18 protein-coding genes are annotated in these 16,795 nt (G+C 66.2%); 15 read left to right on the top strand and 3 right to left on the bottom strand.

The window, feature by feature from the left end; all coding sequences use genetic code 11:
• Positions 1-18 precede the first annotated feature (18 nt).
• Positions 19-1,149, top strand: coding sequence for a D-alanine--D-alanine ligase family protein (locus JOE69_RS02525; protein ID WP_309801097.1), 1,131 nt, complete (start codon positions 19-21; stop codon positions 1,147-1,149).
• 21 nt (positions 1,150-1,170) lie between these two features.
• Here the strand turns inward: JOE69_RS02525 and JOE69_RS02520 are convergent, their stop codons facing one another.
• Positions 1,171-1,710: a DUF3515 domain-containing protein gene (locus JOE69_RS02520; RefSeq protein WP_309795833.1), complete on the bottom strand. Its 540-nt coding sequence runs from the start codon at positions 1,708-1,710 to the stop codon at positions 1,171-1,173.
• Positions 1,711-1,877: 167 nt separating this feature from the next.
• Between JOE69_RS02520 and JOE69_RS02515 the strand changes: the two genes are divergently transcribed.
• From JOE69_RS02515 to rsmD, 8 genes are all read left to right on the top strand, one after another.
• Positions 1,878-2,513 (top strand): DUF5134 domain-containing protein, encoded by a 636-nt coding sequence (locus JOE69_RS02515; protein ID WP_309795831.1) that lies wholly within the window; start codon positions 1,878-1,880, stop codon positions 2,511-2,513.
• 66 nt (positions 2,514-2,579) lie between these two features.
• Positions 2,580-4,028 (top strand): PepSY-associated TM helix domain-containing protein, encoded by a 1,449-nt coding sequence (locus tag JOE69_RS02510; RefSeq protein WP_309795829.1) that lies wholly within the window; start codon positions 2,580-2,582, stop codon positions 4,026-4,028.
• Positions 4,025-4,441 (top strand): BlaI/MecI/CopY family transcriptional regulator, encoded by a 417-nt coding sequence (locus JOE69_RS02505; protein ID WP_309795827.1) that lies wholly within the window; start codon positions 4,025-4,027, stop codon positions 4,439-4,441. The genes JOE69_RS02510 and JOE69_RS02505 overlap by 4 nt, the downstream gene beginning before the upstream one ends.
• A 13-nt stretch (positions 4,442-4,454) precedes the next feature.
• Positions 4,455-5,276: a M48 family metalloprotease gene (locus tag JOE69_RS02500; protein ID WP_309795825.1), complete on the top strand. Its 822-nt coding sequence runs from the start codon at positions 4,455-4,457 to the stop codon at positions 5,274-5,276.
• A gap of 161 nt (positions 5,277-5,437) precedes the next feature.
• On the top strand, positions 5,438-6,442 hold the full coding sequence (locus tag JOE69_RS02495; protein WP_309801093.1) for a thiamine-phosphate kinase: 1,005 nt from the start codon (positions 5,438-5,440) through the stop codon (positions 6,440-6,442).
• Positions 6,432-7,412: a DAK2 domain-containing protein gene (locus JOE69_RS02490; RefSeq protein ID WP_309795824.1), complete on the top strand. Its 981-nt coding sequence runs from the start codon at positions 6,432-6,434 to the stop codon at positions 7,410-7,412. The genes JOE69_RS02495 and JOE69_RS02490 overlap by 11 nt, the downstream gene beginning before the upstream one ends.
• Entirely contained in the window at positions 7,399-9,621 is a 2,223-nt protein-coding gene (locus JOE69_RS02485) for an ATP-dependent DNA helicase RecG (RefSeq protein ID WP_309795821.1), read from the top strand. Before JOE69_RS02490 ends, JOE69_RS02485 begins: the two co-directional genes overlap by 14 nt.
• A gap of 21 nt (positions 9,622-9,642) precedes the next feature.
• Entirely contained in the window at positions 9,643-10,230 is a 588-nt protein-coding gene (gene rsmD / locus JOE69_RS02480; RefSeq protein ID WP_309795818.1) for a 16S rRNA (guanine(966)-N(2))-methyltransferase RsmD, read from the top strand.
• On the opposite strand, the gene JOE69_RS02475 is transcribed toward rsmD, so the two are convergent.
• Both JOE69_RS02475 and JOE69_RS02470 read right to left on the bottom strand, forming a co-directional pair.
• Positions 10,220-10,933: a spermidine synthase gene (locus JOE69_RS02475; RefSeq protein ID WP_309795816.1), complete on the bottom strand. Its 714-nt coding sequence runs from the start codon at positions 10,931-10,933 to the stop codon at positions 10,220-10,222. The genes rsmD and JOE69_RS02475 overlap by 11 nt on opposite strands.
• Before the next feature lie 95 nt (positions 10,934-11,028).
• Positions 11,029-12,225, bottom strand: a complete 1,197-nt coding sequence (locus JOE69_RS02470; RefSeq protein ID WP_309795814.1) for an aminotransferase class I/II-fold pyridoxal phosphate-dependent enzyme — start codon at positions 12,223-12,225, stop codon at positions 11,029-11,031.
• A gap of 169 nt (positions 12,226-12,394) precedes the next feature.
• On the opposite strand from JOE69_RS02470, the gene coaD reads away from it, so the two are divergent.
• The 6 genes from coaD (at position 12,395) to mutM (JOE69_RS02440) (ending at position 16,572) form a co-directional block, all read left to right on the top strand.
• The gene (gene coaD / locus JOE69_RS02465) at positions 12,395-12,883 is read left to right on the top strand and encodes a pantetheine-phosphate adenylyltransferase (protein ID WP_296363494.1); all 489 of its coding nucleotides are present in this window, start codon (positions 12,395-12,397) and stop codon (positions 12,881-12,883) included.
• 126 nt (positions 12,884-13,009) lie between these two features.
• Positions 13,010-13,555 (top strand): YceD family protein, encoded by a 546-nt coding sequence (locus JOE69_RS02460; RefSeq protein WP_309795809.1) that lies wholly within the window; start codon positions 13,010-13,012, stop codon positions 13,553-13,555.
• A 63-nt stretch (positions 13,556-13,618) separates the two neighbouring features.
• On the top strand, positions 13,619-13,822 hold the full coding sequence (gene rpmF, locus JOE69_RS02455; protein ID WP_055240805.1) for a 50S ribosomal protein L32: 204 nt from the start codon (positions 13,619-13,621) through the stop codon (positions 13,820-13,822).
• A 12-nt stretch (positions 13,823-13,834) separates the two neighbouring features.
• The gene (gene rnc, locus JOE69_RS02450; protein ID WP_309795796.1) at positions 13,835-14,632 is read left to right on the top strand and encodes a ribonuclease III; all 798 of its coding nucleotides are present in this window, start codon (positions 13,835-13,837) and stop codon (positions 14,630-14,632) included.
• Positions 14,632-15,582 (top strand): bifunctional DNA-formamidopyrimidine glycosylase/DNA-(apurinic or apyrimidinic site) lyase, encoded by a 951-nt coding sequence (gene mutM / locus JOE69_RS02445; protein ID WP_309795794.1) that lies wholly within the window; start codon positions 14,632-14,634, stop codon positions 15,580-15,582. Before rnc ends, mutM (JOE69_RS02445) begins: the two co-directional genes overlap by 1 nt.
• A gap of 114 nt (positions 15,583-15,696) precedes the next feature.
• Complete coding sequence (mutM, locus tag JOE69_RS02440) at positions 15,697-16,572, top strand: bifunctional DNA-formamidopyrimidine glycosylase/DNA-(apurinic or apyrimidinic site) lyase (RefSeq protein ID WP_309795792.1); 876 nt, start codon at positions 15,697-15,699, stop codon at positions 16,570-16,572.
• Positions 16,573-16,795 lie beyond the last annotated feature (223 nt).

Below are 16,795 nucleotides of genomic sequence, written 5' to 3'. Positions count from 1 at the left end.
GGAATCGAAGCGACGGGAATGCCCGCTCCGGAGGCTAAGCCGCGGGTGGCCGTGTTGTTCGGCGGCCGTTCCAGCGAACATTCGATCAGTTGCGTGACCGCAGTGGGCGTGTTGGGCGCGATCGACCGGGACAAGTACGACGTCGTGCCGGTGGGCGTGACCAAAGACGGCCGTTGGGTGCTGGCCGGCGCCGAGACGGCTTCCTGGGCCCTGGACTCCGGGAGCCTGCCGGAGGTCGACGGATCGGCGCAAGCCGTGTCCTTGGTCGGCCAGGCCGGGGTCGCCACCGGGACTGCGGAACTGCTCAGCAGCGTGCCCGGCCGGGTGCCCGGCATCATCGGCGAGGTCGATGTGGTTTTCCCGTTGTTCCACGGCCCGTTCGGCGAAGACGGCACCATCCAGGGCATGCTCGAAATGATCGACGTGCGCTATGTCGGAGCCGGAGTGCTGGCCTCGGCGGTGGGCATGGACAAAGAGATCATGAAAATCGTCTTCGCCGCGGCCGGGCTGAGCGTGGGACCGTACCGGGTAGTGAACGACGCCGACTGGCGGCACCGCAAGGCGGAGATCCAACCCCGGGTGGCCGAACTGGGTTGGCCGGTGTTCGTCAAGCCCGCCCGGGCCGGTTCTTCGGTGGGGATCAGCAAGGTCGAGGGGCCGGACGATCTGCTTCCGGCCGTCGAACTCGCGCGGCAGCACGACCCGAAGGTGATCATCGAGGCCGCGATTCTGGGCCGGGAGGTCGAATGCGCGGTATTGCAGGGGCGCGGCGGGACTGAACCGCGGACCTCGTTGCCCGGCGAAGTGGTGACCGGGGGCAATCACGATTTCTACGACTTCGAAGCCAAATACCTCGAAGACGGCGCGGCGGTGATCAACTGCCCCGCGGACCTGCCGGAATCCGTGATCGCCCAGGTACGGGAACAGGCTGCCTTGGCATTCCAGGCGATCAACGCCGAAGGGCTTTCCCGGGTGGACTTCTTCGTCACTCCGGACGGCTCGGTGGTCATCAACGAGATCAATACGATGCCCGGGTTCACGCCCAAATCGATGTACCCGCAAATGTGGGCGGCCAGCGGCATGAGCTATCCGGAATTGGTGGACGAGCTTTTGCAGCTGGCGTTGGCCCGGAACACCGGACTGCGCTGAGCCGCCGACGCCGCGACCGGGCTAAGGCGCGGTGCTGCCCGATTCCGACGGGAGCGGCTGGTCCGACGGGAGCGGCTGGTCCGACGGGAGCAGCTGGCTGTCCGCCGCGCCCAAGCACTTTCGGGTCTGCGGGATTTTCCCGGCTGCTCCGGAGAGCTGCGCCAGGACGGTGCTCGAAGCGACCTCGTTCTGGTTGAACAAGATCTCGGTCGCCGGCTCCCGGCCGTAAGTGGTCGCGGTCCGGGTCTCCGGCTTTTTCGGATCCTGGGTCAAGACCCAGTCGACGCCGTTCACGCCGACGCATTGCTCGGTGGTCGGCCCCGGCGGATTCACCCCGCAGCGCAGCACTACCTTCGACGGGTTTCCCCAGGCCGCGGTGCCCTGCGAGCCGGTTTCGCGCAGCGGCTGATCGGCCAATTGGTCCGGCAACGCGATCATCATCGGGGCGCAGGCCGGATTGGCCGAGTCCGGTGCCGGCGCGAGGTCCACGAGCGGCGTGCATCCGGCCAAGGCGAGGGCGAGCAGCGGCACGGCGACGATCAGGTTCCTGCGACGGGGCATGATCGGCAGTCTAGCAGCGCAGCGCGGCTCCGGAGGACCTGGCATGGAACGCGCTCTACATCTTGTAGAATCGGTTCTACAAGATGTAGAGTACAAGCTCTACGGGGGCGTCCGCCGCCCCGCGGCCGCGCATGCCGGCCGGCAAGACTGCCAAGGAGACAAACCCTGTGATCACTGACCCGGCCCTGCAATGGTCCATCACCGTGCTGTTCACGGTCACCGGCCTGTACAGCCTGATCCGGATCGCGATCGCCCGCAGCAGCATCGACCGGACCAGCAACATCCTGCACGTGCTGATGAGCGCTTCGATGCTTTCGATGCCGTGGTCCTGGGGGATGACCGTGCCGATGTCCTGGCAGATGATCGTCTTCGGCCTGGCCGCGCTCTGGTATCTGGCCCTGGCGGTGCTCAAACCGACAGCAGAAGCGGGCCCGGGCGACGGCCACCACGGCAGCCGGGGATTGCTGCTCTACCACGCCTTCATGATGGCCGCGATGGTCTGGATGGCGTTCGCGATGGAGCGGGCGATGGCCGGAATGCACGGCGGGGCCGAGATGCCGGGCATGGAGATGCCCGAAATGGGCCTGTCCACGCTGCCGATCGATTCGGGCACCGCCGCCTGGGCCAGCGCGGTCGCGATCACGCTGGCCGTGCTCTTCACCGGAGCAGCCCTGTGGCTGGCCGCCCGGTCGATCGCCCAGATCGTGCGCGGCGGCTGGGCCAAGCATTGGCTGCTGGTGGTCGATCCGGCGTTTTCCGCTTTGATGGCGGCCGGCATGGCACTCTACTTCTTCGTCAGCTGATCCTCCCGCCGTCGTCAATGCCCACCCGCAACCGCGCCGTTCCGGCGCCAGTGAAAGTGAACTCCGATGAGTACTGACCAAGCCCAGACCGAATCTCCGGCTGCCCCCGCGGACCCGGACGCCCGGCGCACGCCCCGGCGTGGTTGGCTGATTCCGCTGCTGCTCCGATTGCACTTCTACGCCGGAATCCTGATCGGCCCATTCATCCTGGTGGCGGCGTTGAGCGGAGCGTTTTACGCGCTGACGCCCACTTTGGAAAAGCTCGTCTACGCGCAGGAACTGACCGCGCCGGTCTCGGCGCAGACCCAGCCTTTGGCAGCCCAAGTCCGGGCCGCACAAGACGTCGTCGGGGAGTCCGGTACCTTGGCCGGCGTCTGGCCGGCGCCGGAGCCGGGCAGCACCACCCGGGTGCTGTTCCGGGCAGCGGAACTGCGTGCCGGCGAGTCACGGGCGATCTTCATCGATCCTGGAACCGCTCAAGTGCGCGGCGATCTGACCGTGTACAGCAGCAATGGCGAGTTGCCGCTGCGGACCTGGAGTTCCAGCCTGCACAGCAATTTGAACCTGGGCGAGCCCGGTCGGATCTACAGTGAGTTGGCCGCGAGCTGGCTCGGCATCGTGGTCTTGGCCGGAGCGGCGCTCTGGGTGCAACGGCTCTTGAAGGCGCGGCGCAAAAAAGAGCTGCTCCGGCCCAGCCGCAAGGGCAGCGGCTACCGGAAGCTGTTCAGCTGGCACGCCTCGCTCGGCGTCTGGGTGCTGTTCGGCGCATTGTTCCTGTCCGCTACCGGAATCACCTGGTCGCAATTCGCCGGGGAGAACGTCTCCGCAGTGCGCGGGGCCCTGGATTGGAAAACGCCGTCGATCTCCACCCGGCTGGACGGCGAGGCGCCCGCAGAAGCCGGCGGTCACGGCGGGCATGGTGCTGAGGCGACGAGTCCGGCGACCGTGGACCCTGCGGATTTCGACCGGGTGCTGGGCGCGGCCCGGAACGCCGGAATCGACGCGCCGCGGATCCAGATCAAAGTCCCGGCCGCTGCGGACCGCGCCTGGACGGTCAATGAGCTGGAAGGCGGGAACCCGGCCGACGCCGACCAGGTCGCCATCGACCCGAGGTCCTTCGAAGTCACCGACCGCCTCGCCTTCGCGGATTTCTCGCCGGCAGCCAAATTGACCAAATGGGCAATCGCGCTGCATATGGGCACGCTCTTCGGACTGGCCAACCAAATTCTGCTGTTCCTGACCGCGCTGGGCATCGCCGCGATGACGGCACTGGGTTATTTGATGTGGTGGAAACGGCGGCCGACCCGCCCTGCCGGGGTAGTTGATGCCCAGCGCGGCGGCAGCCGATTCGGCCGGGCCGTGCCTTCCGGAAAGCTGGCCAAAGCGCCTTGGTGGGGAGTGCTTTCGGTCGTTCTGGCCGGTGCTGTGCTCGGGATTTTCCTGCCGCTGGTCGGGCTGTCTTTGATTGCCTTCGTCTTGCTGGATACCCTGGTGAACGCAAGGCGGGGCCAATGACCGACAAGTCGATGAGCGACAAATCGATGAGCGACAGGGGAGCAGGCAAGATGAGGCGCAACCGGGGTGAACTGGAAACGCGGGTGATGCGGATCCTGTGGAATGCCGGACGGCCACTCGCTGCCCGTGAGGTCTTGGACCAGTTTCCCCAGGATGAGGCGGTGCCGGCACTGACCACGATGTTGACCGTGCTGGACCGCTTGGGCAAAAAGGGCGCGGTACTGAAGTCTCCGGCGCGGGCCGGGGGCTCGGTCTTCGCAGCCGCGGTCAGCGAATCGGAATCGACGGCGGAAGCCATGGTCTCCGCCTTGGTCTCCAGCAACGACCGGAGCGCTGCGCTGCTCAGTTTTGCCGGTGAACTCGACGAGCGGGACATCGAAATTCTGCGCCGCGTGCTCCGGCCGGACAGCTGAGGCAGGGGACCGGATGTCTTTGTCGACCGTGGCCTGGCTGGGTTTCGCCGCGCTATTCCTGATCGCCGTGTCGTACCTCCCGCTCACGCTCGGGAGCTGGCGGCTGCGCTATCCGCGGGCCGCTCTGCTGGCGAGCCATGCAGTGTTCTTCGGCGGGTTCGGGCTGCTGCTGTCCAGCCTGGTCGGCGCGATCCTCACCGCGGTTTCGGCTGCCGGCCAGGCCCGGCTCTGGTTCGAGCCCACGGTGATCATGGGCCTGAGCTGGTTGGGCCTGGCGCTCGCCGGCGGATTGCTGTCCCTGGTCGCGGCGAAGCTCAAACCGCTCACCGAAGCGGACCGCCGGATGCAGCAGGAAGCGTCGCTGCTCGCCGCGTCCTGCCAGTCCAGCCGGCTCCGCGGCGCAGAACTGGTCACCATCGAATCAGACCTGCCGTTGGCGTTGAGCTTCCCCGGGCAGCCGGGGCGGGTGGTGATCGCATCGCGGTTGCAGGGCGAACTCAGCGAACCGCAATTGCGCGCCGTGATCGAACACGAATTGGCGCACCTGGACCAACGGCACGGCCGGATCCGCCAGCTGGCGCAGCTGAAACGGATCTGCCTGCCGATCCTGCCGGGTTCCCGCCGTCTGGAAAGCAGTACCCAGCTGCTGCTGGAACTGATTGCCGACGACGCGGCGGCGCGCCGCGCGGGTGCCGTGCACACGGCGAACGCCCTGGCCAAAGTGGGCCGGCTGCGTTGCGACGATTCAATGGCCTTGCGGGCGCAGCGGATCGCCAGCCGTCCGCCGCGGGGCAGCCTGGGCAAGTCCTGGCGGCTGCGCAGCAGCCTCGGCTAGACCGAAATCGGCCCGCCGGGAGAGCCTTGCCGCCCGCCGGGCCTGCGCTTGTCGGTCCACCCCGCTACCGTAGAGGGGTGGATGAGCAGAACCCGGCAAGCCCGACGGACGAGCAGACGGCAGCCGACCCGTCGAGGTCGGACCAACCGACGGTCGACCAGCTGACGGTCGACCAGCTCAGTGAGGGCCAGTTGCTGGCCCGGATTTTCCCTCGACTGCGTGCTTCGGCATCGGCGCTGATCGGCCCCGGAGACGATGCTGCCGTGCTGACTGCCCCGGACGGCCGGGTGGTCATTTCGACGGACACGTTGGTCCAGGACCAGGACTTCCGATTGCTCTGGAACAACGGCTGCAGCTCCGGGGGCTTCGAGGTGGGCTGGAAGGCCGCAGCGCAGAACTTGAGCGACATCAATGCGATGGGTGCCGTGGCCACCGGCATGGTGGTGAGCCTGACCCTGCCCGGTGCCACGCCGGTCGCCTGGGCGGAGGGTCTGGCCGAGGGCCTGAGCCAGGCGATCTCGGCACTCGGCGCCTCGGGCTGCGGAGTGGTCGGCGGCGATCTCTCCGGCGGCCGCGAGATTTCCGTGACCGTGACCGTGCTCGGCGATTTGGCCCGACGCGCGCCGGTGCTGCGTTCCGGCGCCGAGCCGGGGGACCAGCTGGCGATCGCCGGCCGGCTCGGTTGGGCGGCGGCCGGCTGGGCGCTGCTGGAAAGCGGGATTCCGTTTGCCGCATTGAGCCCGGCGGAGCAGCGTTTGATCGAAGCCTTCCATTGCCCACGCCCGCCGTTGCCGGCCGGCCCACTCGCCGCCGCGTCCGGAGCCAAGGCGATGCTGGACATCTCCGACGGGTTGATCCGGGACGCCGGCCGGCTCGCCGGGTCCAGCGGGGTGCGCATCGACCTGGATGCGAGGGTTCTGGCAGGCTTTCGCGAGCCGTTGGAAGCCGCCGCCTCGAGACTGGGGGCATCGGCGCTGGACTGGGTGCTCGGCGGCGGCGAAGACTACGGATTGTTATCCGCTTTTGACGGCGATGCACAGCTGCCGCATGGCTTTGCTGCGATAGGCTCGATACTGTCGAAGAAGGATGGAACTGCACCGGAAAGCGCGGTGACGGTGTCCGGACGGCACAGCGATACCGTGGGATGGGACCATTTTGCAGACTAAGATCGCAGCCAATGCCTCGGCGTTGAAGCGCTGGTTCGCCAGGTGCGAAGAAACGCTGGGCAATCACAGCGACCGGCTCAATGCCATCAATATCTTCCCGGTCGCGGACGGCGATACCGGGACCAATCTCTACCTGACCCTCCGTTCGGCGAACGGCGCCGCGCAGACCACCGAAGGTACGGACCTCGGGGTTCTGCTCCGGGCCGCGGCGGAAGCCGCCATGGAGAACGCCCGGGGGAATTCGGGGACTTTGCTGGCAGTACTGCTGGCGGCGATGTCGGAACCGATGCAAGGCGCCAACCGGCTCAACGCGCCGTTGCTCGCAGCTGCGCTGCGCCGGGCCCAAATCCGTTCTTGGTCCGCGCTGAGCGACCCTTTGCAGGGAACGATGCTCTCCGTGCTCGAATCCGCGGCCGAAGCCGCAGCCATGGCTGATGCCTCGATGAACGGGGACGACAGCAACCATGCGCTTTCGGTCGCCCTGGACGCGATCGTGGATGCGGCCCTCGCGGCGGTGATCCGGACCGAAGAGCAGCTCAGCGAATTGCGCGATGCCCGGGTTGTCGATTCCGGCGGAGTGGGTTTGCTGCTGGTTCTGGACTGCCTCCGGGCGGAGATCCTGCACCAAGACCTCCAAGCGGGGCTGTTGGACGGCCTGGCCGGTTACGACGTGCACGGCAGCCATATCCACCAATCGATGCCGGTCGCCGAAGGAGTCGAAGTGATGTGCACGATCGACCTTTCGCCGCTGGACGCGGCCAACCTCCGGATGCGGTTGGACGAGTTGGGCGATTCGGTGATCATGAGCCCTATGGTCCAGGACAGCGAAGCCGAGTCCTACCGTTGGCGGGTGCATGTGCACACCAACGAGGCTGAGCCGGCGCTGGCCGTGATCCGTTCCCTGGGCGAACCGCAGAACGTCAGCGTGAGCGAATTGCGTGCCGCGACCCACGACCATGCGGACGACTGAGTCGCAGCTTCCGCTGGAACGGCTTTTGGGCAAGGCCTCCGCGGGCGCGATCGAAAAGAACTTGGGCCTGGGCACCGTCGGCGAGTTGTTGCTGTATTTCCCCCGCCGCTATCTCAACCGCGGCGAGTTGACTCCGATCAACGGCCTGCCGTTCGACGAGGAAGTCACCTTGATCGCGCGGGTGGTCAGCGTCAATAGCCGGCGGATGCGGCAGCGCAAAGGCAGCATCACCGACGTCGTGGTGGCCGATGATTCAGCCAGCGGGGCGGGCTCGTTGAAAATCAGCTTCTTCAACGGCTGGCGTGCCGAGAAAGAACTGCGCCCCGGGCTCCGCGCGATGTTCTCCGGCAAAGTGGGCTTTTTCAACCGGGCACTGACCCTGACCAACCCGGACTACGTGCTGATCGACGCCGACGGCGTGGACGCCGAGCTGGCCAAGGCGCCGATCCCGGTCTACCCGGCCACCGCGAAACTACCGAGCTGGAAAATCGGCAACGCGGTCGCTGCGCTCTTGGACGCCGTGGAACTGGACGATTTCCCGGATCCAGTACCGCAGGAAACCTCCCGCCGGGAAGGGTTCATCGGCTTGCCCGAGGCCTTCCGGATGATCCACCGGCCGGCCGATGCGGGGCAATGGCAGCAGGCCCGGGAGCGCTTCCGGTACCAGGAAGCCCTGGTGCTGCAGACGGCGCTGGCCCGGCGCCGGGCGCAGACCGCAGCCCAGCAGGCAGTTTCCAGACCAGGCCTCGAGCACGGGCTGTTGGCGGAATTCGATGCGGCCTTGCCGTTCACGCTGACCGGTGGGCAGCAAACGGTGGGCCGGGAATTGGCCGGCGAGCTGGCTGCGGAAAGCCCGATGCACCGATTGCTGCAGGGCGAAGTCGGCTCCGGGAAGACCTTGGTCGCCTTGCGGGCGATGCTCCAAGTCATCGACTCCGGCGGCCAGGCCGCATTGCTCGCACCGACCGAAGTGCTCGCTTCCCAGCACTACCAATCGATTCGCCGCACCCTGGGGCCGCTCGCCGAAGGCGGCATGCTGGGCGGCCATGAATCCGGTACCCAGGTCGTGCTGCTGACCGGCACCATGCCGGCGGCGGCCAAAAAAGAAGCCTTGCTGGCTGCTGCTTCGGGCCAGGCCGGCATCGTGATCGGAACCCACGCTTTACTCTCCGACCAGGTGCAGTTTTTCGACCTCGGACTGATCGTGGTGGACGAACAGCACCGCTTCGGCGTGGAGCAACGCGATGCGCTGCGGGCCAAGGCAGCCCATCCTCCGCACCTGCTGGTGATGACCGCGACGCCGATCCCGCGGACGGTCGCGATGACCGTGTTCGGCGATCTGGAGACCTCGGTGCTGCGCGAACTTCCCGCGGGCCGCGCTCCGATCAGCACTTTCGTGGTGGGGTTGGCGGAAAACCCGGCCTGGTTCTCCCGCCTGTGGCAGCGCAGCCGGGAGGAAATCGAGGCCGGGCACCAGGTCTACGTGGTCTGCCCGCGGATCGGCGAGACCGAGGGAGCTGAGTCGTCCAGCGGCGACGAGCCCGACGACAGTGGCCCCGATACCGGTGCTCCTGATGGCGGCGAGGACGGCCGGTCGATGGCCTCGGTACTCGAGGTGGTCGAACAACTTCGGCAGGAACCGGCCCTGTCCGGATGCCGGATCGAAGCCCTGCACGGCAGATTGGATCCGGCCGAGAAGAGCAGGGTGATGGCTGATTTCGCCGCGGGGAGCATCCAGGTTCTGGTCTCGACCACGGTAGTCGAAGTCGGCGTCGACGTGCACAATGCGACGCTGATGGTGATCCTGGACGCCGACCGGTTCGGCATCTCGCAGTTGCATCAGCTCCGTGGCCGGGTGGGCCGTGGCGGTTTGCCGGGTACCGCGCTGCTGGTCACCGAATTGGAGCCGGGCCATCCGAGCCGACGCCGGTTGGACGCGGTGGCCGCGACCACGGATGGGTTCGAGCTGTCCCAGGAGGACTTGAAGCTGCGCCGCGAAGGCGACATCCTCGGCGCCAATCAGTCCGGTGGGCGGTCGACATTGCGGCTGCTGCGGGTTCTGGAACACGAATCGGTGATCGAGATGGCCCGGGCCGATGCGAACCGGATCATCGCGGCGGATCCCGAGCTGGCGGCGCACCCGGCGCTGCGCGAGGCGATCGACGCATCGTTGAATCCGGAAAAGGAGGCGTTCCTTGAACGTGGTTAGTTGTTCGACGGCGGCTGCCGGATGAGCCGGATCATTGCTGGCCTGGCGGGCGGGCATGCTTTGGCTTCGGTGCCTGGCAGCGGGACCCGGCCCACGACGGACCGGGTCAAAGAAGCCCTGTTCTCCCGGTTGGAGGCGATGGATGTGCTCACCGGGGCCCGGGTGCTGGATCTCTACGCCGGCTCCGGAGCGTTGGGCTTGGAGTCGTTGAGCCGCGGTGCTTCCAGCGCCGAGCTGGTCGAAGCCGATGCCAAAGCCGCAGCAATCTGCCAGCGGAACGCCGAGCTGCTGAACTGCTTGGCTGGGCCTGGTGCTGCCCGGGTCAATCGGGCGAAGGTGGAACAATTCCTGCAGCGCAGCGCCGGTCCCTGGGACCTGGTGTTCTTGGATCCGCCGTACCCACTGGAGGAATCCGGGCTCAGCTCGGTGCTGGAAACTTTGGCGCCGAGGCTGGCAGCGGGCGCCGTGGTCGTCGTCGAGCGCTCGGTGCGCAGCCCGGAACCGGATTGGCCGGCGGGGTTGGCGAGCTTTTCCCATCGAAGCTACGGGGAGACCCGGCTCTGGTTCGCGGAGCCGGCCGTTGCTGAAGGGGCTTCGGTCAACGACTGAATTCGTCGAGTTCCAAGCCGCTGAGCAGCCGGGAGGGGTGCGGGCCGAGTGCCAGGAGCTGCTCGGTCCAGTCCGGAGGCCAGGCGTGCGCTTTGACGCCGGCCAGGATCATGTTCCCGGGGTAGCGCCCGCTGAACATTCCGGATTCGGCCCACAGTACGGTCGCCGGAAGAACTGATCGCAGCGCGGCGCATTGGCTGCGCACCAGGGTCAGTGCCGCCTCATCGCCGACGTTGACGATCAGCACGCCGTCGGGGGTCAGCAGCCGTGCCGCTTCAGTGTAGAAGTCGACGCTGGCGATGTGTTCCGGCGCCTGCGGTCCGGAGAAGATGTCCAAGACGATCGCATCGAACGGCCCGGTCCGGGCGGCTTCCGGGAGGGACCAGCGGGCATCGCCGATGATGTTCCGCAACCGGGTGCCGGGCGGCAGCGGCAGGCTGTTCAGCACGAAATCCAAGAGCTCGCGCTCGAGCTCGACGGCGGTCTGCTCGGAGCCGGGTCGGCGCACCGCCAGGTAGCGCACCAGGGTCAGCGCCCCGGCACCGAGGTGCAGGGCCCGGACCGGTTCCGCGGCGGGCCGGAAGACATCCAGCAGATTCCCGATCCGGCGCAAATACTCGTAGAAGATCTGCTCCGGGTGCGCCAAATCCACATGGGATTGCGCGGCGCCGGCGATCTCCAGGACGAAAGCTCCGGGCACCAACGGGTCGGGCGCGATCTCGGCGTGGCCGCCGAGGCTGCTGAGCAGCCGCTGCGGATTCCCGCCGGGACGGCTTCCGCCGGCCGGAGCCCCGCGGTTCAGAGCCGTTCCCCGAGGGCGGCCAAACGGGCGGCGGCTTCGCGGAGCACGGATTCCTGTTTGCAGAAGGCGAAGCGCAGCAGTGACTTGTTCCGGGCAGCGCCCTCCGGATGGCAGAACACCGCGACCGGGATCGCAGCGACGCCGATCAGCTCCGGCAGTTGCCGGGCCAAAGCCACGGCGTCCCCGACGCCCAACGGCGCGACGTCGGCGTTCACGAAATAGCCGCCCTGCGGCAGGTGCACGGTCAGCCCGGCGGCGCGCAGGCCGTCCGCCAGCAGGTCCCGTTTGGCTTGCAGTTCCGCTGCCAGCGAGCTGAAGTAGTCGGCTTCCTGCCGCAAGCCCCAGGCGATCGCGGCCTGGAACGGGGTTCCGGAAGAGTAGCTCAGGAATTGCTTCACGGTGCGTACCGCGGCGATCACCTCGGCCGGCCCGGTGGCCCAGCCGATCTTCCACCCGGTGAACGAAAAGGTCTTGCCGCCGGAGGAAATCGTGAGGGTGCGCTCGGCCGCGCCGGGCAGCGTGGCGATCGGCACGTGCGGCACACCGTAGGTGAGGTGTTCGTAGACTTCATCCGAAATGATCACCGCACCGTGCCGTTCCGCCAGCGCCACGATCCGGGCCAGGGTCTCCGGCGGGAAAACCGCGCCGCTGGGGTTGTGCGGCGAATTCACCAGCACCACCGCGGTGCGGTCGGAGAAAGCCGCGGCCAGCGCCTCGGCGTCGGGCAGGAAATCAGGTGCCGCCAGCGGCACCGTGACGTGGCGCCCGCCGGCCAGCGCGATCATCGCGCCGTAGGAATCGTAGAACGGCTCGAAGCTGAGCACTTCGTCGCCGGGGGAGACCAACGCGAGCAAGGCTGCGGCAATCGCTTCGGTGGCTCCGGTGGTGACCAGAACTTCGCGGTCCGGATCCGGCTGCAGGCCGTAGAAGCGTTGCTGGTGTTCCGCGATCGCGTGCCGCAACTCGGGCAGGCCTTTGCCGGGCGCGTATTGATTCGCGCCGGACTGGATCGCTTCCCGGGCCAGCGCTTTGATTTCCGCCGGACCGTCCTGGTCCGGGAAGCCCTGGCCCAGATTCAGCGCGCCGGTCCGCACCGCGAGCGAGGTGATTTCTTCGAAGATGGTCACGCCGAGGCTGCCGTCGTCGGCCAGCAGGTTGGCGCCCTGAGCGGCGCGCTGCCAAGGGGAAGTCATGCTCCCACCTTATCCCCGCGCGAGTGCACACTTGACGCGGGCAATTTCCGGAAACACCCGCGTCGAGTGTGCGTTCGCCAGGATCCCTACGTGGCGAACGGAGTTCGACACGAAAGGGCCGAACGCTCACGTGTGCGTTCGCGCGGGGTGGTGTGTATAGATTGAAGCTATGCGCCGTGCCGTTTGCCCAGGTTCGTTTGATCCGATCCACAATGGACATCTCGAAGTCATCGCCCGGGCAGCCGGGTTGTTCGACGAAGTGATCGTCGCGGTGTCCACCAACTACTCGAAGAAGTACCGGTTCAGCCTCGACGAACGGCTGGAAATGGCGGCGGAGACGCTCGCTTCGCTGCGCGGCATCGTGATTGAGCCGATGGGCGAGGGCCTGCTCGCCGAATACTGCCGGCAACGCGGCGCGAGCGCCATCGTGAAGGGCCTGCGTTCTTCGTCCGACTTCGATTACGAGGTCCCGATGGCGACCATGAACCGGCAACTCACCGGGGTCGAGACGATTTTCCTGCATGCCGAAGCCCGCTACGCGCACCTTTCTTCCACCATGATCAAAGAAGTGGCCGGCTTGGGCGGAGACGTCTCCGACTACGTTCCGCGCGCCGTGCAACGCCGATTCGCCGAAGCCGCCGGAGCGGCGCACGATTGATCCGGAGGCCTCGGCGTGGCGCAGTTTGAGGCTGGTACCTGTTTCAGGCTAAGATGATACGTCGGTCATATGTTTCCTCCAGGAGTTCCCATTAACACGAACCACCGGACTCATCCGGGTTCACCATTGCTTGTTGCGATCAAAGATTTCGGTCGCAGTCCAGGCAGTATGCGGGCTTGGCAGGATACAGTCGCGGCTCCGGGGGAACTCGGAACGCCGATGATCGGCGTTCAGGAAGGGTCGGACATCCGGCTCGATCTGAATTTGGAGGCCGTACACGAAGGAATCTTTGTTTCGGGAACTGCAACCGTCCACGTGGTGGGCGAATGCAGCCGATGCCTGGATCCCCTTGCGTACGACCTCGATGTCGACATCCAAGAGATGTTCTTCTTCGAAGAGCCCGTTCCCGAACGGGGCGCCAAAGAGGAGCTTGAGGACGACGACGAACAGCGCCTGGTCGAGCACGATCATCTCGATCTCGAACCGGTGCTGCGGGATGCGGTAGTCACAGCACTGCCGTTCCAGCCGGTGTGCCAGGAAGACTGCCAGGGTTTGTGCTCCGAATGCGGAGTGCGCTTGGCGGACAATCCGGGTCACCGACACGAGGTTTTGGACCCTCGGTGGGCTGCTTTGGGCGGCTTGACGCAGGACCAAGAGCAGCAAGAGACGTAAGAAGTACAACAGACTGCAGCGGTGGGTACGACCCGGCGTTGCGAAGAGAGAAAAGAGTTAGCCGTGGCTGTTCCCAAGCGGAAGATGTCTCGTTCTAATACCCGCGCACGCCGGTCCCAGTGGAAAGCCACTGCGCCCAACCTGGTCAAGACCGTCGAGAACGGTCGCGTGACCTACTCCTTGCCGCACCAGGCCAAGGTCGTCACCGATTCGGCTGGCACCGCCTTGTTCTTGGAGTACAAGGGCCGCAAGGTCGCTGACGTCTAAGTCGGTTCGCCCGTGAGTACCCACACTCAAGGCGTGGCTGCACAAGGCGCAGGTGCGCTTGACAATGCAGAGCTTTTGAAGCGTCTCGGGGTCGATATCGACCCCGAGACGCTTCGTCTTGCCCTGACCCATCGTTCATTCGCCTACGAAAACGGCGGCATTCCCACCAATGAGCGCCTGGAATTCCTGGGTGATTCGGTGCTGGGCTTTTCGGTGACTGACGCCCTGTTCCGGGAAAATCCGGATCTGGCCGAAGGCGAGCTGGCGAAACGCCGCTCCGCTGTGGTCAGCACCCGGGCTCTGGCCGGGGTGGCCCGGAGCCTTGGCGTGGGCAATTTCATCCTGCTCGGTCAAGGCGAGCGTTTGACCGACGGCAAAAACAAAGCGTCGATCCTGGCGGACACCATGGAGGCCCTGATCGGGGCGGTTTACGTCTGCCATGACATCGAGACCGCCCGGCAACTCGTGATGCGTCTGATCGGCCCGTTGCTGCTCGATGCCGCGGCAATGGGTGCAGCCACGGATTGGAAGACCAGCATCCAGGAATACGCAGCCGGCAACCAATTGGGTCCGGTGCGTTATGAAGTGACCGGCGAAGGCCCGGACCACGCCCGCACCTATCAGGCCGTGCTTTGGATCGGCGGCACGTCTTATCTCAGTGGCAACGGCCACTCCAAAAAAGAAGCCGAACAGGACGCCGCAGCCAATAGCTGGCGGCAGATCCATTCCGCGGCCAGCGGTGCCGTCGGGTCGGAGGACGCGCCCGCCACGGGCAACCCCACGACTGACCGCCCGGCGAAGCAGGGCTGATGCCGGAGCTTCCCGAGGTAGAAGTCGTCCGCCGGGGTTTGCAGAAGTGGGTGCAGGGCCGCACCGTGACCGGCGTAGAGGTCGTGGACCCGCGCTCGATCCGGCGCCATACGCACGGCACTGAAGACTTCCGCAGCCAATTGACCGGAGCCCGGATCGGTGCCGTGGTGCGCCGCGGGAAATTCCTCTGGCTGCCGCTGCTGCATGATTCCGGGGAACTGCAAGACTCCGAGGCTGCCGGGGCCGGCTCCGACGTCGCGCTGATGGCGCACCTGGGCATGAGCGGGCAACTGCTGATGCAGGATCCGGACCAGCCGGACGAAAAACACCTCAAGGTTCGGATCGCCTTCGAACCGCGCGCCGATGCGCCGGACGAACTGCGCTTCGTGGACCAGCGGATTTTCGGCGGCCTTTCGGTCACCAGCTTGGTCCCGACGAGCGACGGACTGCCCGGCGGACTCGGCGACCAGGCGCCGCTGATCGCCGCCGAGGCGGCCCATATCGCCCGGGACCCGCTGGACCCCTCGTTTTCCGTCGAGGCCTTCATGGCCGCATTGAAGCGGCGCCGGACCGGGCTGAAACGGGCGTTGCTGGACCAATCCCTGATCTCCGGGATCGGCAATATCTACGCCGATGAAGCGCTCTGGGCCAGCAAATTGCACTATGCCCGGCCCACCGAGAAGCTGCGGCCGGCCGAGGTTGCGGAGCTGCTGCAGAACGTCCGCGCGGTAATGACCGCCTCACTCGAAGTGGGCGGCACCACCTTCGATTCGCTCTATGTCAACGTCAATGGCGCCTCCGGCTACTTCGAACGCTCGCTCAACGTCTACGGCCGGGAAGGCCAGCCCTGCTACCGCTGCCAGGACAACGGATTGCTCACCCTGATCCGCCGGGAGCCGTTCATGAACCGGTCCTCGTATCTGTGCCCGGTCTGCCAACGTAAACGCTAGTTGCGCGCGAACGCCAAGCTGAATCGAGGCCCATGCGAGTTAGTCGGTCGGCGGCTGCTCTCTTGACCTGCTGCATCTCGATGTCTATCATGCGGAGACTGGGAGTCGTGGACGATGCCTGAACTCCCTGAAGTTGAGGTCGTGCGCCGAGGGCTCGTCGATCACGTCCCTGGTCGGACAGTTGCTTCGGCGGTTATTCGGCATCCGCGTGCCGTGCGTCGACATGTAGCCGCTCCGGATGATCTCGCAGCATGGATGATCGGCCCGACGATCACGGGGACTGCGTGTCGTGGCAAGTACCTGTGGCTGATCCTGGATGATCGGGACGCGCCGCTCGCCCATCTGAGGATGAGCAGGCAGATGCTGATCACCTCGCCCGATGCGGCAGTCGCTGTGCACGAGCGGGCACGGTTCACGTTCACCGATGGCGGAAGCGATCTGTGCTTTGACGATCAGCGCACGTTCGGTCACCTGATGTACGACGAGGGCGGAGCCGTGTTGCCTTCGCCGATCACCCATATTGCGCCGGACCCGTTCGATCCGCAGTTCGATCAAGCGGGCGCGGTTGCGCGGATCAAGTCCAGACATACCGGGATCAAGCGTGCGTTGCTGGACCAGACGCTGGTGTCTGGCATTGGGAACATCTATGCCGACGAGGCGCTGTGGGCCGCCAAGGTGCACGGTGAGACGGCGGCGTCCTCGTTGAGTAAGCCGAGGATCTCTGCGGTGATCGACGCTGCGCGAGACGTTATGGCCGCGGTACTCGCCCAAGGCGGGACCTCGTTTGATTCACTCTCTGTCGACGTAGCCGGCAGCAGCGGATACTTTTCCCGCAGTCTGAGCGTCTATCGCCGTGCGGGGCATCCCTGCATGCGCTGCGGCATCCCAATCGTGCGGAGGCAGTTCATGAACCGCTCGAGCCATTTCTGCCCGGTCTGTCAGCGAAAAACGCTAGCCCAGGGACCGCGCGAAACGGAGCCGCGAGCGTGAACGATGGCTTCTTGATCGGGGATGTTCGCGCCAGTCGGCATCGAGAAGCCCACCATCGGTGGTCAGTCTCGTCGACACCGACGATGCAGCGCTTGCGCATGGATACTTGCGGGATGACGGGATGAGCGAGGAAGCAGTCTCCGAAGCCCGGCGTAGAGTGTCGGGCGGTTCATGACCGCCGCGCACGCACACGAACTCGTGTGACGCTTGGGTGGGACAACAA

The sequence above is a fragment of the Arthrobacter russicus genome, assembly GCF_031454135.1.
GTDB lineage: Bacteria > Actinomycetota > Actinomycetes > Actinomycetales > Micrococcaceae > Renibacterium > Renibacterium russicum.
This window is presented reverse-complemented; position numbering and strand designations above follow the sequence as displayed.

Excerpts from the sequence above, each read along its gene's own strand:
- JOE69_RS02525 (WP_309801097.1), top strand. The coding sequence starts at position 19 with ATGCCCGCTCCGGAGGCTAAGCCGCGGGTGGCCGTGTTGTTCGGCGGC.
- JOE69_RS02505 (WP_309795827.1), top strand. The coding sequence starts at position 4,025 with ATGACCGACAAGTCGATGAGCGACAAATCGATGAGCGACAGGGGAGCA.
- coaD (WP_296363494.1), top strand. The coding sequence starts at position 12,395 with ATGCGCCGTGCCGTTTGCCCAGGTTCGTTTGATCCGATCCACAATGGA.
- JOE69_RS02520 (WP_309795833.1), bottom strand. The coding sequence starts at position 1,710 with ATGCCCCGTCGCAGGAACCTGATCGTCGCCGTGCCGCTGCTCGCCCTC.
- JOE69_RS02485 (WP_309795821.1), top strand. The coding sequence starts at position 7,399 with ATGCGGACGACTGAGTCGCAGCTTCCGCTGGAACGGCTTTTGGGCAAG.
- JOE69_RS02500 (WP_309795825.1), top strand. The coding sequence starts at position 4,455 with ATGTCTTTGTCGACCGTGGCCTGGCTGGGTTTCGCCGCGCTATTCCTG.
- mutM (WP_309795792.1), top strand. The coding sequence starts at position 15,697 with ATGCCTGAACTCCCTGAAGTTGAGGTCGTGCGCCGAGGGCTCGTCGAT.
- JOE69_RS02470 (WP_309795814.1), bottom strand. The coding sequence starts at position 12,225 with ATGACTTCCCCTTGGCAGCGCGCCGCTCAGGGCGCCAACCTGCTGGCC.
- JOE69_RS02510 (WP_309795829.1), top strand. The coding sequence starts at position 2,580 with ATGAGTACTGACCAAGCCCAGACCGAATCTCCGGCTGCCCCCGCGGAC.
- mutM (WP_309795794.1), top strand. The coding sequence starts at position 14,632 with ATGCCGGAGCTTCCCGAGGTAGAAGTCGTCCGCCGGGGTTTGCAGAAG.
- rsmD (WP_309795818.1), top strand. The coding sequence starts at position 9,643 with ATGAGCCGGATCATTGCTGGCCTGGCGGGCGGGCATGCTTTGGCTTCG.